General features: G+C 26.1%; 14 protein-coding genes. 2 read left to right on the forward strand and 12 right to left on the reverse strand.

The features are described from left to right. Positions 1 to 5: 5 nt before the first annotated feature. Positions 6 to 1,097, reverse strand: a complete 1,092-nt coding sequence (locus HMPREF1092_RS07745) for an iron-containing alcohol dehydrogenase (RefSeq protein WP_002598097.1) — start codon at positions 1,095 to 1,097, stop codon at positions 6 to 8. A gap of 408 nt (positions 1,098 to 1,505) precedes the next feature. On the opposite strand from HMPREF1092_RS07745, the gene HMPREF1092_RS07750 reads away from it, so the two are divergent. Next, complete coding sequence (locus HMPREF1092_RS07750; RefSeq protein WP_002598098.1) at positions 1,506 to 2,687, forward strand: hypothetical protein; 1,182 nt, start codon at positions 1,506 to 1,508, stop codon at positions 2,685 to 2,687. A 147-nt stretch (positions 2,688 to 2,834) separates the two neighbouring features. Here HMPREF1092_RS07750 and HMPREF1092_RS07755 read toward each other — a convergent pair whose 3' ends face one another. The 6 genes from HMPREF1092_RS07755 to HMPREF1092_RS07780 form a co-directional block, all read right to left on the reverse strand. After that, positions 2,835 to 4,259 (reverse strand): DEAD/DEAH box helicase, encoded by a 1,425-nt coding sequence (locus tag HMPREF1092_RS07755; RefSeq protein ID WP_002598099.1) that lies wholly within the window; start codon positions 4,257 to 4,259, stop codon positions 2,835 to 2,837. Positions 4,260 to 4,347: 88 nt separating this feature from the next. Next, positions 4,348 to 5,541, reverse strand: a complete 1,194-nt coding sequence (gene hydF / locus HMPREF1092_RS07760) for a [FeFe] hydrogenase H-cluster maturation GTPase HydF (RefSeq protein ID WP_002598100.1) — start codon at positions 5,539 to 5,541, stop codon at positions 4,348 to 4,350. Between the two features lie 109 nt (positions 5,542 to 5,650). Next, positions 5,651 to 7,033 carry a [FeFe] hydrogenase H-cluster radical SAM maturase HydG gene (gene hydG / locus HMPREF1092_RS07765; protein ID WP_002598101.1) on the reverse strand — a complete coding sequence of 461 codons (1,383 nt, stop codon included), beginning with the start codon at positions 7,031 to 7,033 and terminating at the stop codon, positions 5,651 to 5,653. Between the two features lie 30 nt (positions 7,034 to 7,063). Next, on the reverse strand, positions 7,064 to 8,119 hold the full coding sequence (gene hydE, locus HMPREF1092_RS07770) for a [FeFe] hydrogenase H-cluster radical SAM maturase HydE (protein WP_002598102.1): 1,056 nt from the start codon (positions 8,117 to 8,119) through the stop codon (positions 7,064 to 7,066). Positions 8,120 to 8,137: 18 nt separating this feature from the next. Further along, the gene (locus HMPREF1092_RS07775; protein WP_002598103.1) at positions 8,138 to 8,383 is read right to left on the reverse strand and encodes a TM1266 family iron-only hydrogenase system putative regulator; all 246 of its coding nucleotides are present in this window, start codon (positions 8,381 to 8,383) and stop codon (positions 8,138 to 8,140) included. Positions 8,384 to 8,635: 252 nt separating this feature from the next. After that, positions 8,636 to 9,139: a hypothetical protein gene (locus HMPREF1092_RS07780; RefSeq protein ID WP_002598104.1), complete on the reverse strand. Its 504-nt coding sequence runs from the start codon at positions 9,137 to 9,139 to the stop codon at positions 8,636 to 8,638. A 167-nt stretch (positions 9,140 to 9,306) separates the two neighbouring features. Between HMPREF1092_RS07780 and HMPREF1092_RS07785 the strand changes: the two genes are divergently transcribed. After that, positions 9,307 to 10,161 carry a GGDEF domain-containing protein gene (locus HMPREF1092_RS07785; protein WP_002598105.1) on the forward strand — a complete coding sequence of 285 codons (855 nt, stop codon included), beginning with the start codon at positions 9,307 to 9,309 and terminating at the stop codon, positions 10,159 to 10,161. Between the two features lie 34 nt (positions 10,162 to 10,195). On the opposite strand, the gene HMPREF1092_RS07790 is transcribed toward HMPREF1092_RS07785, so the two are convergent. From HMPREF1092_RS07790 to HMPREF1092_RS07810, 5 genes are all read right to left on the reverse strand, one after another. Then, a complete protein-coding gene (locus HMPREF1092_RS07790; RefSeq protein ID WP_002598106.1) occupies positions 10,196 to 11,089 on the reverse strand; it encodes a DUF368 domain-containing protein in 894 nt (297 codons plus the stop codon). 177 nt (positions 11,090 to 11,266) lie between these two features. After that, positions 11,267 to 12,265 (reverse strand): inorganic phosphate transporter, encoded by a 999-nt coding sequence (locus tag HMPREF1092_RS07795; RefSeq protein WP_002598107.1) that lies wholly within the window; start codon positions 12,263 to 12,265, stop codon positions 11,267 to 11,269. After that, complete coding sequence (locus tag HMPREF1092_RS07800) at positions 12,258 to 12,878, reverse strand: DUF47 domain-containing protein (protein WP_002598108.1); 621 nt, start codon at positions 12,876 to 12,878, stop codon at positions 12,258 to 12,260. Before HMPREF1092_RS07800 ends, HMPREF1092_RS07795 begins: the two co-directional genes overlap by 8 nt. 203 nt (positions 12,879 to 13,081) lie before the next feature. Beyond that, positions 13,082 to 14,584, reverse strand: coding sequence for a DUF1846 domain-containing protein (locus tag HMPREF1092_RS07805; RefSeq protein WP_002598109.1), 1,503 nt, complete (start codon positions 14,582 to 14,584; stop codon positions 13,082 to 13,084). A 230-nt stretch (positions 14,585 to 14,814) separates the two neighbouring features. Next, positions 14,815 to 16,209 (reverse strand): MATE family efflux transporter, encoded by a 1,395-nt coding sequence (locus HMPREF1092_RS07810; RefSeq protein WP_002598110.1) that lies wholly within the window; start codon positions 16,207 to 16,209, stop codon positions 14,815 to 14,817. Between the last annotated feature and the right edge of the window lies 1 nt (position 16,210).

Raw genomic sequence — 16,210 nt, forward strand, 5'->3', positions numbered from 1 at the left:
TTTAACTAGATTATATCATAATTAAGCTCTCTATTTTTCAAACTATTTGAATAAATATTGAAAATATCATAATATATTTCATTTTTTAGCTTTTTATCTTCTTTAATTATTCTTTGCATAGATATTTTAGCTAATTTTTCAACTTCTAATTTTTCTAATTCTAATTTATTATAACTACTCAATTTATTTATAGTTTTGCTTAAGTCTCTAAATGTAGAAAATCCTAGTACATTTATTATGTTGTTTAATTTTTTTTCTTTTCTAAACTTTTTAAGATATTCATTATAAAGTATTCCTTTTGATTTTCCAAGACTCAAATTACCATTGTATGATAAAGTTTCTCCTAATACGTTAAATAATCCCCTTCCATATCTATTTAATAATATTCCACCTAGTATAGATGCCATTGATAAATTTTCTCTATCCCTTGAAGAAATATTACAATCTAATAAATTATCTATTGATTCTCCAAATCTTCTTAAGCCTTCAATAGCTATTCTTTCATTTTCTTTATCTATATTTTCATTTAAGTAACCTTCAATTAAATTACTTAGTCCATTTAAACTAGAGTTTTTAACTAATTCTATATTTATCTTGTTTGTATAATATGGATCTACTATAGCCATATTGGGCTCTACTTCTATAGTGTAAAAATTTATTTCACCTAAATTTATTACTGCGTATTTACTTGTTTCACTACCTGACCCAGATATAGTAGGAATCGTAACTAATGGGACATTTCCTCTATTTTTTATACTTTTATTTTTTAAAAGAATACTAATTCCTTTTCCAATATCTATTGTTGTACCTCCACCTACTGCTACAACATAATCACATTTTTCCTTTCTCCCTATCTCAGCTCCTTCTTCTATATCTTTTATATTTGCCATAATCTCTGATTTTATATAAACAGAGTATTTTATATCATTTTTTTTGAAAAATTCTAATAAATCTTTATAACCTTGACTATTTTTTGATGATTTTTTCCCAGATACAATTAAAGGCTTTTCTCCAAGCTTTAGCATTTCTGTTCCGTACTTTTCTAAAATTCCTCTGCCATATACAATATTAGTATTTGTTTTTAAATTTAATTTCATCCTTTTTCCCCTTTCAACTATTGATGCCTACATAAAGATTACTTATTCTATATTATTTATAAAAATACTATATTATGATAAGATAAAATAATATTTGTAATATAAACTAAACTTAAGTAGAAAGTAGTAACTTTTTTAATTCTTTTGCATATTATATATTTTTTAATTCTTAAAATTAAAAAGACTTTTTTTAATTTATCTAAACTTTATATATGTATATAAATCATTATCTAAAAAAGCTGTTAATAATTAAATATATCAATTGACAAATTAAATCTAGAATGGTAGTATTTGCACCGTACAATAATATGGTTAAACAAACCTTACAATTATAACTATATATATACGTAACCAATAAAAAATTTTAATTACAAAAGAACTAGACTTTTCTATAGAGGAGGAAAAAAATTGAAAAACACACTAGATAAAAAAATATATCAACTATTTGATAAATATTTTTTTCAAATTTTTGTATTTATAATGATTTTAATTTCAATTTGGATAAGATATATTTTCATTAATTTTACTACAGACGATTACACTTATTTTCTAAAACCTTGGGTTAATTATATAGCAACTCATGGAGGATTAAATTCTTTAGCTACAATTCCAGCAAATTATAATGTTCCTTATTTATATATTTTAACTTTGATAGCAAAAGTACCTAAATATTCTCTTTATTTAATAAAAATTGTATCAATAATTTTTGACTATATATTGGCATTTGCAGGAGCTTTAATAATAGGAAAATTATTAGAAAATAAAAGTTCAAAAAGATTTGCTCAAATTTTTGTTTTTTTAGGAATTTTATTTATACCAACTGTTATTTTAAACGGAAGTGCTTGGGCACAATGTGATGGTATCTATTCATCTTTTTGTTTATTTTCTATTTATTTTTTACTAGATGATCATCCATCTATTAGTTTTATATTTTTTGGCATAGCATTTGCATTTAAACTACAAGCAATATTTATATTACCAGTGTTAATAATTCTTTATTTTAGTAATAGAAAATATTCAATACTTAATTTTTTATGGATTCCAATAGTAAATGTTATACTATATATACCAGCCTTAATTAGTGGTAGAAGCTTTAGCAAAATAATATCAATTTATTTTACTCAAGAATCACAATATAAAAAATTGACTCTTAATATGTCTAATATATATTCATTTTTCCATAGTGGAGAAAATGATATGATAAGAACAGCTGGAATAATTTTTACATTATTTATCTTTGCTATGATCTTTTGTTTTATTATTTATAAAAAGAAAAAGTTATCAAACCTTAATATAGTAACTTTATCTCTTTTATCAGTTCTAATATCAACATATTTTCTACCAGGAATGCATGGACGTTATGTATATTTAGCTGTTGTATTATCAGTAATATATGTAGTAATGAAAAAATCTAATTTTTATGTTGCGATAATTCTTATGTTTAATTCTTTTATGAATTATGTTCGATATTTATGGGCTTACAATCTTATAGATATTAAAATAATATCTGCAATGCAATTTATAATATTAATATGTGTTTTAGTAGATTTCTTTAAAGCCCTTAACAAGGGTGAAGAACTTATTTGTTAATATTAATAAAAAAGACTTTTCTATTTGAGAAAAGTCTTTTTTATTATTTTATATTTTAGTCTATTTTTATATTAACATAACATCTTTTAAAATTTTGTTAGATATTTAAAACTAAAAATAAATATTTTTATTATTTATTTCTAAAAACTAATTTTTTGCTTTTTCTACTTTAAGCTTTTTACCTTTTATAGTTTTATTTTTCAATTCTCTTAAAACTTTTTCTCCTTTATTATTGAATATTTCAACTGTTGAACCATTATCTTTTATTTCAATTATTCCTATATCATCTTTTTCTATTCCATCTATACTACATATAGTTCCTACTATATCTAAAATTCTAATTTTTTTCTTTTTTCCCCCATTTAAATAAAGTTTTGTTACCCCTTTAATGCTTTTCTTTTTATCTTCTCTTTTCTTTGGATTTTGTCTCAATATCTTTTCTGATAAAGCTTTATCTTTTATTTCTTTTTCTTTATAAGGCTCTATTTTTAAATTTATATATTCTTCTATTCTATTTAAATATTTATCTTCATATGGAGTCATTATTGTTATTGAACTTCCTTTAAGCCCTCCTCTTCCAGTTCTCCCTATTCTATGAACATAAGCTTCCTTTTCAACTGGAATATCTATATTTATTACATGTGTAACATTTTCTACATCTAAACCTCTTGCTGCTATATCTGTTGCAATAAGTATTTTAAATCTTCCTTCTCTAAAGCTATCCATTTTTTTATTTCTTTCTTTTTGAAGCATATCTCCATGCAACTTATCTATAGAATATCCTTTTTCTTTAAAATAATTATGCGCAATCTCTACATTATCTTTTGTTCTACAAAAAATAATTGCTCTTTCAGGAATTTCACTTAGAAGTATACTATTTACTTTTTCTAATTTTTCTTTTCCTTCTACTACAATTAATCCATGAGTTATTCCCTCTGTTACTAATCCTTTTCCTTCACATTTAATCCATACAGGTCTATCCATATGTTTTTTAGTTAGTTCTTCTATTTTTTCTGGAACTGTTGCAGAAAATAACATTGTTGTTCTGTTTTTATTTATTCTTCTACATACTCCTTCTACTTGATTTATAAATCCCATATTAAACATTTCATCAGCTTCATCTATAACAAGGTATTTTATCATTTTTCCGTTTAAAGTGCATTTATCTAAATGATCTAATACTCTTCCTGGTGTACCTACAACTATCTGTACTTTTCCTTTTAAATCATTATCTTGTTCTTTAACTGATTCTTTTCCTATCAAAGTACAAACCTTTAATTTTTTATATCTTCCTATATTTTTAATATCTTGACTTATTTGTATTGCAAGCTCTCTTGTAGGAGCTAAAATCAAAGCTTTATCCCATTCTTCATCAAAGCTTAATCTTTCACATAAAGGAATTGCAAAGGCTCCTGTTTTTCCACTTCCTGTTTGAGATTTTACTATTAAATCTTTATTTAATAACGCTTCCTTTATAACCTTTTCTTGTACCTCTGTTGGCTTTTTATATCCTAAATCATTAATTGCTTTTAATATTTCTTTACTTAATTTAAAATCATTAAAATTACTCATATTTTCCTCCTAAATCAAAAAATTAGACTGTATTAAACTATCTATTAAGATAACATATCTTTCAAAGTTTTAATACAGTCTAATTAAATTATTTTATATTAAATTTTTCTGTTGATCTATCTAATATACCTGTTAAAAATGCTAATACTACTCCATAGTTTGTAATAGGAGTCTTATTTTCTTCACATTTTAAAACTCTATTCATTACAGTTTTTCTATTTATCATACATGCTCCGCAATGAATAACTAATGCATATTTATCTAAATTTTCAGCAAAATCATATCCTACTTTATATTCAAAATCTAATTCTCCACCAACATATTTTTGAAGTGCTTTTGGAATTTTCACTCTTCCTATATCTTCATGAGATACATTGTGAGTACAACTTTCTGCAAAAAGAACTTTATCTCCAGGTTTTAAATTTCTTATAGCATTTACTCCTTCTATAAAGGACTTTAAATCACCTTTTTGTCTAGCAAATAGTATTGAAAAGCTTGTAAGTTTTATTTCTTTTGGAACTATATCGCTAACTTTTTTAAATGCTTGAGAATCTGTTACAACTAAATCTATATCTTTTAAATCCTTTAAAGCTGATTTAAGTTCTGTATCTCTCACAACATAACTTTTTATACCATTATCAAGACAATCACGTATAAGTTGGACTTGTGGTAATATAAGTCTTCCTTTTGGAGCTTCTGAATCTATAGGAACAACCATAACTACTTTTCCCCCATAAGGAACTATATCTCCTATTAAACTTTTCTCTTCTTCTTCTTTTTCAAGAATTTTCACAAGTTCTTCTTTTAATTCTTCTATTCCACAATCAGTAACTGTTGATGTAGGAATAACTGTTTTATATTTAGACTTTAATCCAGTTACTATATCACTATTTGCAACTTCGGCTTTATTAGCTGCTACTATAAATGGAATATTAAATTTTCTAGCTTCTATAACCCATTTTTCAAATGAATCATAATCTGGACTACTTGAATCAATAACAAAAATTCCTACATCAGTCTTTCTTAAAACTTCCATAGTTTTTTTCATTCTAAGCTCTCCAAGTTCTGATTTATCTTCAAGCCCTGCTGTATCAATAAGAAGAACAGGTCCAACTGGTATAAGCTCCATTGCCTTTTGAACAGGATCAGTTGTTGTTCCTTGAACATCTGATACAAGTGACATTTCTTGCCCTAAAATCTTATTCATAAGAGATGACTTACCGCTATTTGTATTACCAAAAATGGCTATATGCTTCCTATTTGAATTAGGGGTATTATTCATAATAAACTCACTCCTTTTTGTCCTATGTTTTTAAAAAAGGCTCCTTCAAATTCATCCTTTGAAGGAGCCTTTATACATATATTATACTATTTTATTTCTTTTTATTAAACTATAGATATAAATCTCTTTTACCATTTAATAAATTATCTATATTTTCTTCTGTTATTTTTCTTGTATTTTCATTTTTTATCTCACTTGCTATTTTTCTTGCAAAATTTATAGCTTTTTCTTTAAATCTTTCATCACCATAATCTATTGCATATTCTACAAGAGTTGTTATAGCATTTGGTTCACAAACTTTTTGAATTTCACCTGATTTTGCAAGACTCATAAATCTGTCTCCAACTCTTCCTTTTCTATAACAAGCTGTACAGAAACTTGGAATATATCCATCATCTATAAGTTGTTCAATAGCTGACATACTATCTGTTTCAACATCAAAAAGCTTAAATTGCTCATCACTATCTTCATTATTTGCTCTTTTTTTGTATCCACCTATAACAGTTGTTGAACCAACAGATATTTGAGATATACCATATGTCATAATTTCTTTTCTAAGTTCAGGAGTTTCTCTTTCTGTAATCATAAGTCCTGTAAATGGAACAGCGATTCTAATTACAGCAACTACTCTTTTAAATGTTTCATCATCAAGTAAGTATGGAAGTTCTTCCATAGCAACCCCAGCAGCTTCTCTAATTCTTGGAACAGATATTGTATGGAATCCTACTCCATATTTTTCTTCTAAATGATCATTGTGCATCATAAGACCTAAAACTTCGAATCTTGGATCAGCTAGTCCAAATAAAACTCCTGCTCCAACATCTTCAATTCCTGCTTCCATAGCTCTATCAAAAGCTGTTAAATGATATTCATAATCGCTCTTTAATGAATTTGGATGTGCTTTTTCATACATTGGTTTATTATAAGTTTCTTGGAATAATACATAAGTTCCTATTCCTTTTTCATATAATTTTCTATAATTTTCAACAGAAGTAGCAGCAATATTTACATTTGTTCTTCTTATTTCTCCATTTCCATTTTGAGTTTTGTACATTGTATCTATGCATTCAAGAACATATTCTATAGGAGCATTTACAGGATCTTCTCCAAGTTCTAAAACAAGTCTCTTATGCCCCATTGCTTCAAGAAGTCTTACTTCTTCTGCCACTTCTTCTTGAGTTAATTTTTTTCTTTCAAATTTATTGTTACATTGGTATCCACAATAAACACATTTGTTAACACAATAGTCACTTACATAAAGAGGAGCAAATATAACTATTCTTTTTCCATATATTTCTTCTTTGATTTCCCCTGCAATTTTAAAAATTTCTTTTTCTACATCTTTTTCTTTTGTAGCTAAAAGTATAGCTATGTCTCTGTAATCTAATTTTTCTCTTTTTCTAGCCTTTTCTATAACTTGTAAAGATTCTTCTCTTGTAGGATTTTTAGTCTCTTCTAAGATGCTGTTAATATAATCATGATTTATAAACATTCAAATTCCTCCTAAAATTACATTTTTTAGTTATTTTTCTTTAGACCAATTTATGTTATCTCCTCTACCTACCTCTACTTCATATCCAAATCTTCTCATTCTACCTTCTATGCACATTCTGCACTCTGCTGCTTCGTCTCCTGTGCAAATTTTTCCATCATAAAGAGCGTATTTATCTCTAACATCTGTTGGTGAAAGATTAGGCATAACAACATTTCCTCCTGCTTTAATACCTTTCTCTCTACCTAGAGGATCAATGCTTCCAAGTGCTGTTGTTGCTGGAAGAAGTACATCTGGTAAAAGAAGTCTTACTAAAGCTAACATTATTACTGTTTTTTGTAGAGTTCCGCCTTTTTCGTTTCCAAGAGGTGTATCCTTTTGAGGAATAAAAGGACCTATTCCACACATTGCTGGTTTAAAAGTCTTTACAAATCTTAAATCTTTTACAAGATCAGAATTTGTTTGGTTTGGAAGTCCAACCATAAATCCTGCTCCTGCTTGATATCCTATTTCCTTAAGGTTTTTCAAACACTCTCTTCTTTCTTCAAAAGATGCACCAGGATGAAGGCTTTCATAAAGTTCTTTACTCGCAGTCTCATGTCTTAAAAGATATCTATCTGCTCCTGCTTCATACATTTTTTTATAAGATTCATAACTTCTTTCACCAAGAGAAAGTGTTATTGCATTTTTAGGATGACGTCTTTTTATCTCTTTTATTATTTCTATCATCTTTTCATCTGTAAAATAATCATCTTCTCCACCTTGAAGCACATAAGTTTTATATCCTAGTTTATCACCTAAATCTACACACTCTATGATTTGATCAAATGTAAGCCTATATCTATCTGCATTTTTATTGCTTCTTCTTATTCCACAATAAGCACAATCTCTTTTACAGAAATTTGTAAATTCAATAAGACCTCTCATATAAACTTTATTATCATAGTTTTCTCTTCTAATAATATCTGCTTTTTCTGATAAATACTCTTGTTCAGTAAAAGTTATATTATCTAAAAGATATAAAAGTTCCTCATCAGTTGCATCATGTTCTTTAAATAACTTATCAATAATGTTTTTTACGTTCATAAGACTTCCTTTCTAGAGTTAAATTTCTTTTTTGCTAATAGCAGTTTTAACTGTAACCCCATTAATATTTCCAAGTTTCCCTGTAAGACTATTTATTTCATTTAACTCTCCCTTAACTACAATAGAAATAACAGAAACCTCTTCTTCTAAAGGAATCCCCATCCTTCCTTTTATATTTCCTCTAAAAGAAGCTAAGGTACTATTAAATTTTTCTTGACATAAAATTGGATTTTCTAATATTGCACTTATAACAGCCACTTTCATTTTTTCTTACCCCATTTCATAAAAAAGACTAATCTTCTCTTAATAATTTAAAAGAAAATTAGTCTTTAACTCTCAACTATTAAATTTAGTATACTTTACTAAAACTATTAACATAGCTTTTAAGCATCTAAAAAATTACTGTTATTATATTAAAAACTGCTCTTTCAAATTAGATCTCTCTTTTTTGTTAGAAATACTTTTAAATTGCCCAAAATCTTAAAGAGTACTCTCTAAAACATGGATACATTTAAATTATATACCTAATTTGACTAAAATGCTATCTATAAGCTGTTTCTTTTTTTCTTCTAAATAACTTCCATAGTAATTTTTTTCTTCATCTCTGTTTTCTATATTTACTAAAAGGAATTTATCAAATTCCCATTTATATCTCTGTTCAATTTCTTCATTTATTTCTCTTAATAATTCAATTGAATTAATTTTTTTAAATTTTCTTATTTTTCCTTCAAGTTCAGTATTATATTTCTTTATTTTTTCTACAATACTTCTAACTGTTTTTATTTTATTTTTTAAGTAATATTTTTCAAATTCAGTCTTTTTTAAAAATAATTCTTCTATTGAGTAATCTTTTCCTAATATCTCAATAGTTGCACTTCCTTTTTCAAAAAGATTTCTTATTATTTGAGAAACTAAAACTTCTCTATCTTCAATTTGAAATTCTCCACCCACAATTTCAATAGCTTTTCCTAAGTGATTTAATGATTCTTCTATTTTCTTGTCATTCAATTCTATTATCATATTGTAACTCCTCTTATTTACTAAAATACATACTTTTTATTATAAATCTTGCTAAAATTCTTGTCTATCTATTTTAATTTATTTTTATTTTCTACATAATGCGACAATATTATTGTATAATTATATTATGTTTAGTTTTTATGACTACATTATAGCGAGGTACACTTATGAATATTTTACAAGATATAGAGGAACAATTTGCTTCATTTAAATTCTTATTCGATGCTATAAGAATTATAGATCCTAAAGATTGTTCTATAATAAAGACTTCTGATTTTCGATTTAGCAATTTTCATTGTTTAGAAGATGAATCTATTAGATGTAAAAATTGTTTAGCTTTAAAAGCTCATAAAGAACAAAGATCTTTTCAAAAATTAGAGATGACAAATAAAAAAGCTTTTTTAATATTTTTATTTCCTGTTAAAATTCAAGAAAAAAGTTATATAGTAGAATTTTTTAAAGATGTAACAGAAACTTTTGTAATAAGTGAATCTACTGAAAAAAAATCTATTGATTTATTTTTTAAAGATGTAACAGAAAACTTAACAAAAGATCACTTAACAGGTGCTTATAATAGATGTTTTCTTAAAGAAAACCTTCTAAAGAAGCTTAATGAAAAATCAACTAATCCAGTTTCAATAATAATGATAGATTTAGACCATTTTAAAAATATAAATGATAAATATGGTCATTTATTTGGAGATAAAATATTAGTAGAATTCTCAAATGTAGTTTTAAGTTTAGTTTCCGAAACAGATTGGTTTTGTAGATATGGTGGAGAAGAATTTTTAATAATTTTAAATAATAAGCCAATATCTAGTGCTTTACTTCTTTCTAAAAAAATAAGAGAAGCGCTAAATAGAAAATTTTTTAGATTTAAAGATGATATAATTCAAATCTATTGCAGTATGGGTATTTTTTCATCTACTTATGATAAAACTTCCTTTAGTGAACTTTTAAGCAAATCTGATGAAAATTTATATATAGCTAAAAAATCCGGTAGAAATACAATTGTATATTAAAAATACTTCACAGAAAAATCTGTGAAGTATTTTTTTATTTTATATTTCTTTTTTCAAAATGCACTTTTAATCTTTCTAATATAATTATTAATGCTCCACCTATAATAAAAAATAATGGACTAAATGTTGAAAGAGTCATAGCTTCTTTTGGTATTTCTAATGAAGTAGGACCCATAATTACTGCATATATTGAACCTACCATAAGTCCTAAAATACAATACGTAGTTGCAGATCTATAATTAGCTAATAAATATTTAACTCCTTTTATTGTAACTGCAATACCTGTAAGAATTCCTATTCCAAATATAAATACAGCTGGTATATATTCAAAATTCATTTTTAATACACCTTTTATTGCTCCTAATATTGGTGCATAAAGCCCAAATATAAGAAGAATTGTTGATCCTGATATTCCTGGAAGAACCATAGCTGAAATAGCAATCATAGCTGATATAAATATATAAATGCCTAAGCCAATGTTTAAATGACTAGCAGAAACATTTACACCTTCTCCACCTTTTACTGGATTAAAGTATGTAATACAAAATACTACTATTATACCAATTATCATAAAAATAATATTTTTATAATTTCCAACTAAACACTCTTTTTCTTCTTTCCATATTATTGGAATTGCAACTACGATAAATCCAATAAATAAAGAACTTATTGCATATATATGATTATTAAAAACAGAAGTTATAAATAAAACTGAAAGAATAAACCCTACTATCCATCCAATGCCTAGTTTTATTAAGAATTTTATAGCTTCTAATCTTTCTTCTTTATTTCCTGTCACTAAATTATTAAGAGAATTTATAAACTTATCATAAAACCCTAATACAAATGCAATTGTACCTCCTGACACTCCTGGAACACTATCTGCAAGTGCCATACAAAAACCTCTAATAAAATTAATTATATACATTTTCCATCTCCTCTTTTTTTATCCAATAATAAGTAATATTAGATATTATTTTATATCTTTTTTCATAAAAAATCTACACTTTATTATTATTTGTAATATTTATTTTGTTTTTATATCTATATTTAGGTAAAAAAAGATTGAACTATATAAAATTTAAAATAGTTCAATCAAATTTTACTATATTATAAATTTAACTATTGTTATTAATATTCCTGATATAACTGCACTTACTGGAATTGTTAAAACCCAAGCCCAAATTATTCCTCTTGCAACTCCCCATTTAACTGATTTTATATTTTTAGATGCACCAACTCCCATAATTGTTGTAGTCATTACTTGAGTTGTACTTACAGGTGCATCAAAAATAGTTGCGCCAAGAATAGATACAGCTGCTCCTATTTGCGAAGCAAATCCTCCAACAGGATTAAGTTTAGTCATTTTATTTCCCATTGTTTTAATTATTTTCTTTCCACCAATTGAAGTTCCAAGAGCCATAGAAAGAGCACAAGCTGCAATTACCCAAGTTGGAACATCAAATGTGCTTATAACTCCTCCGCTTAAAAGTGCCATTGTTATAATCCCCATTGATTTTTGAGCATCATTTGCTCCATGGTTTAATGCCATAAAAGCTGTACCTAAAATCTCCATTTTAAGAAATATCTTGTTTACTATTCCAATTTTACATTTCCTAAATGTCCAATTTAAAATTAGCATTATTATATATCCAAGTATAAAACCAATAGCTGGACCTAAAATTAACCATACTACTACATGATTAAAAACATTTCCCCATTGTATTTTATCTATACTACCATTAAAAGCTATTCCTGCTCCTATTAATGAACCTATAAGAGTATGAGATGAACTACTTGGAATTGCGAAATACCAAGTTATTATATTCCATATAATACATGAAGCTAAAACTCCAACAAGACACCATTGTGGTAAATATTTATGATTTATGATGTCATCTCCAACTGTTTTTGCAACAGCTGTCCCCATAAAAGCTCCAATAAAATTAAAAAATGCACAAAGTAATATAGCTGTTTTTGGTCTTAAAGCTCTAGTAGATATTGTTGTTGCAACAGCTGTTGCTGTATCATGAAATCCATTTATAAAATCAAAGCTTAAAGCTAATACAACTATTATTCCAGTTATAATAAGAGTACTAGGCATGTTTCATTACAACTCCTTCAACTATTGCTGCTATTTGCTCACAACTATCTAATGTATTTTCTAATATTAAATATATATCTTTCCATTTTATGATTTCAATTGGGTCTGTATTTTTAAATAAATTTGTTATAGTTCTTCTATAAAGCTTATCCCCTTTATGCTCTATTGCATTTATTTCTCTTATTTTCTCTACCATAGAGTTTCTTTTCCCTATTTTCTTAAGTTCTTCCATTAATTTTAAAAGTTCTGATGTTATTTCAATTATCATATCACACATTTCTAAAGATTCTTCTGTAACTTCTTTAATATCATACATTATTAATCTATTAGCTGCTGAATCTATATCATCTAATACATTATCCATCTTTTTTATTATTCTAAATATATCTTCTCTATCAATAGGTGTTATAAAAGCATTATTTAACTCTATTATATTATCGTGAACCATTAAGTCCCCTTTATGTTCTAAATCTCCTAACAATTTAGCAATTTCGTTCTTATTATCTAAATTTTCAAATCCTTTCTTTAATAAAATAGCTGACTCGTGAATATTTTTTGCCTCATCTATAAACATAACAAAAAATTTATCTTCTCTAGGATTAAAGTTAAACATATATTTATTCCAACTCCTTAAATTTTAAAATATGCTATTTATTTTCTTACTTTCTTAGTATAATCTTTAATTTTTTATATTTGAATAGGTTCATAATTTATTTAACCTATTGTTCTTATTATTTACTATTTATTTAAAAAATAAATATAATATTTAAAAAAGAGTAAAAATTGCTGGTAACAATTTTCACTCTTTTGATACATTTAATAATATAAATTTTCTGTTGGATACTCTGGATCACAAGTTATATCTATACCTAATTTTCTAAAAGTCTGCTCATTATTATTACTGATTATTGTTGTTGAATGAGCTTGAGCTCCTTTAAGATTTTTAAGTTTACTTAAAGCAACTTGTGCCATAGGATTAGTTGCTGCACAAATACTAAGTGCCATTAAAATCTCTTCGCAGTTTAAAGCTGCCTTTTTATATGCTAAATTTTCTTTTTTAAGACATCTAATAGGCTCTAATATAAGAGGTGATATTAAATGTATTTCATGATCTATATTTGCATAATGCTTTACAGCATTTAATACAACTGCTGAAGTTTCATCCATAATTTCAGTTGCTTTTCCTGTAAATATGTTTCCATCTTCAGTTTCTAAAGCTATTGCTCTAACTGTTTCATTAGTATCTTTTTGTTCTTTTACTTTTTTTGCTTTTTCTCTTGCTTTAACTACAACTTTTCTATCTTCTTCTTTAAGAGATAATTCATTCATTATTAAAGAAACTCTCTCAAATGTTTCTTTATCTACATCTCCCTTTTTATATTCACAAGCTGTTTTAAAGTAACGTCTTATTATTTCTGCTTTTGAAGCTTCTTTTACTACTTCATCATCTATTATTCCAAAACCTACTCTATTTACTCCCATATCAGTTGGAGATTTATATTCTGATTCTTCTCCACTAATTTTTTCAATTATTCTTTTTAGAACTGGAAAACTTTCAATATCTCTATTGTAATTTATAGCGACTTTATTATAATAATCAAAATGGAATGAATCTATCATGTTTACATCTTTTAAATCAGCTGTAGCTGCTTCATATGCAATATTTAAAGGATGTTTTAATGGTACATTCCATACAGGGAAAGTTTCAAATTTTGAATATCCTGCTACTTTACCATTTTTATATTCATGATAAAGCTGACTTAAACATGTTGCAAGCTTTCCACTTCCTGGCCCTGGGGCTGTTACTACAACTATTGGTTTAGTTGTTTCTATGTAAGGATTTTTTCCATATCCTTCATCACTTACGATAGTATCTACATCTGTTGGATAACCTTTTGTTTTACTATGTTTATAGACTTTTATTCCTCTTCTTTCAAGCTTATTTATAAATATGCTTGCAGCTGGCTGTCCACTATATCTTGTTATAACAACAGAATTAACATCTAGATCATAGCTTCTTAAATCATCTATAAGTCTTAAAACATCTATATCATATGTTATTCCAAAATCGCCTCTTATTTTATTTCTTTCTATATCTCCTGCATAGACACAAATTATTATTTCAGCTTTATCTCTTAATTTATGTAATAATTTTATTTTTGCATTTTCATCAAAACCTGGTAAAACTCTTTTTGCATGTAAATCAAAAAGTAATTTTCCTCCAAATTCTAAATATAATTTATCGTAGTTATTCACTCTCTCTAATATATATTTTGATTGTTCTTCTAAATATTTTACATGATCAAATCCTATTTTCATATTCCACTCCTATTTATATATAATTCATTTAAATTAATAAGCTATATTATTACACAATATCTGACCATTGTAAATTCTATTTATTAAACATTATTAATGTAATTCTATCTATATTCTGTATTTAACTTTATTAAATTCCTATTATAAAAGACTTCTAAATATATCTATATTAATTTTTTTTAAATAAATAACCTCTATAATATTTGCATATTATAGAGGCTTACATCATTTTATTTATTTATAAATTCTTTTTCTTCTATATTATCTGATTCTTTTTCTATATTACTTAATGTTTTCTTATAAAATATTACAAAACATATTGCTGTAGTTAAAGCTGATATAACATCTGAAAATGGTTCTGCACATAATGTACCCATTAATTTATTTTCAAATACATTAGGAAGAATAAATGCTAATGGGATTAATAAAATTATTTTTCTTAATAAAGCCAACATAAGTGAGACTTTTGCTTGTCCAAGTGCTAAGAAAGTCTGTTGGCATGCAACTTGCGCTCCAAACATAAAAATTCCTGCAAAGAATATCTTCATACTCCATGAACCAATTTCAACTAACTCTGGATTATTATTAAATAATCTTACAAACATCTCTGGAACTCCCATAAGTAAAATCCACATTCCTATTGTATAAGTTAAACTACAAATAAGTAAAAGCTTAAAAGTCTTTTTTACTCTTTCTATTTTTTTAGCACCAAAATTATAGCTAACTATAGGTTGTGCCCCCTGAGATAACCCAATTATAGGTAAAGTTATGATTTGCATTACACTAGACATAATTGTCATTGCACCTATCGCAAGGTTTCCTCCATATTTTAAAAGCTGATTATTCATTACTATTAAAACTAAACTTTCAGTTGATTGCATTATAAAAGGTGATACTCCAAGTGCTATAACTCCAAGCATTATATTTTTTTCAGGTTTTAAATATTTTTTTCTTATTTTTAAAATACTATTATTCCCAAATAAAAATTTTAAAACCCACATTGCTGATACTAATTGTCCTATTACTGTTGCAAGAGCTGCTCCTTTAACACCTAAATTTAATCCAAAAATAAATATTGGATCTAGAATTATATTTATTATAGCTCCAATCATAACTGTTGCCATTGATATTTTAGCAAATCCTTGAGTAGTAATAAAAGGATTCATTCCAAGTGCTATTTGTACAAAAATTGTTCCAATAAGATATATAGTTAAATAATTCTCAGCATATACTATTGTTTCATTAGTTGCTCCAAAAGCATTTAATATTGGAATTTTAAAAATTAAAAATCCTATTGTTAAAATTATTCCCATCAAGATAAGTGATGAAAAGCTATTACTCATTATTTTTTCAGCACTATCATTATCTTTTTCACCCATTTTTATTGCTGCAAGTGGTGCAGCTCCCATTCCTATTAAAGCACTACAAGCTGATACTATCATAATTATTGGAAATGCAACTCCAACTCCTGCTATTGCAAGTTCTCCTGAAGACATTCTTCCAATAAAAATTCTATCAATAATATTGTATAGTACATTTACTATTTGAGCTATTATTGCTGGCAAGGCTAAACTAAATAAAAGCTTACTTATTTTACCTGTACCTAAATCAGTATTTTTCTCCATC

Origin of the sequence: Clostridium thermobutyricum (assembly GCF_000371465.1) — a bacterium.
GTDB classification, from domain to species: domain Bacteria; phylum Bacillota; class Clostridia; order Clostridiales; family Clostridiaceae; genus Clostridium; species Clostridium thermobutyricum.

What these genes read in the sequence shown, in the direction of transcription:
- HMPREF1092_RS07745 (WP_002598097.1), bottom strand. Translation starts at nt 1,097, where the DNA reads ATGAAATTAAATTTAAAAACAAATACTAATATTGTATATGGCAGAGGA.
- HMPREF1092_RS07755 (WP_002598099.1), bottom strand. Translation starts at nt 4,259, where the DNA reads ATGAGTAATTTTAATGATTTTAAATTAAGTAAAGAAATATTAAAAGCA.
- hydF (WP_002598100.1), bottom strand. Translation starts at nt 5,541, where the DNA reads ATGAATAATACCCCTAATTCAAATAGGAAGCATATAGCCATTTTTGGT.
- hydG (WP_002598101.1), bottom strand. Translation starts at nt 7,033, where the DNA reads ATGTTTATAAATCATGATTATATTAACAGCATCTTAGAAGAGACTAAA.
- hydE (WP_002598102.1), bottom strand. Translation starts at nt 8,119, where the DNA reads ATGAACGTAAAAAACATTATTGATAAGTTATTTAAAGAACATGATGCA.
- HMPREF1092_RS07775 (WP_002598103.1), bottom strand. Translation starts at nt 8,383, where the DNA reads ATGAAAGTGGCTGTTATAAGTGCAATATTAGAAAATCCAATTTTATGT.
- HMPREF1092_RS07780 (WP_002598104.1), bottom strand. Translation starts at nt 9,139, where the DNA reads ATGATAATAGAATTGAATGACAAGAAAATAGAAGAATCATTAAATCAC.
- HMPREF1092_RS07785 (WP_002598105.1), top strand. Translation starts at nt 9,307, where the DNA reads ATGAATATTTTACAAGATATAGAGGAACAATTTGCTTCATTTAAATTC.
- HMPREF1092_RS07790 (WP_002598106.1), bottom strand. Translation starts at nt 11,089, where the DNA reads ATGTATATAATTAATTTTATTAGAGGTTTTTGTATGGCACTTGCAGAT.
- HMPREF1092_RS07795 (WP_002598107.1), bottom strand. Translation starts at nt 12,265, where the DNA reads ATGCCTAGTACTCTTATTATAACTGGAATAATAGTTGTATTAGCTTTA.
- HMPREF1092_RS07800 (WP_002598108.1), bottom strand. Translation starts at nt 12,878, where the DNA reads ATGTTTAACTTTAATCCTAGAGAAGATAAATTTTTTGTTATGTTTATA.
- HMPREF1092_RS07805 (WP_002598109.1), bottom strand. Translation starts at nt 14,584, where the DNA reads ATGAAAATAGGATTTGATCATGTAAAATATTTAGAAGAACAATCAAAA.
- HMPREF1092_RS07810 (WP_002598110.1), bottom strand. Translation starts at nt 16,209, where the DNA reads ATGGAGAAAAATACTGATTTAGGTACAGGTAAAATAAGTAAGCTTTTA.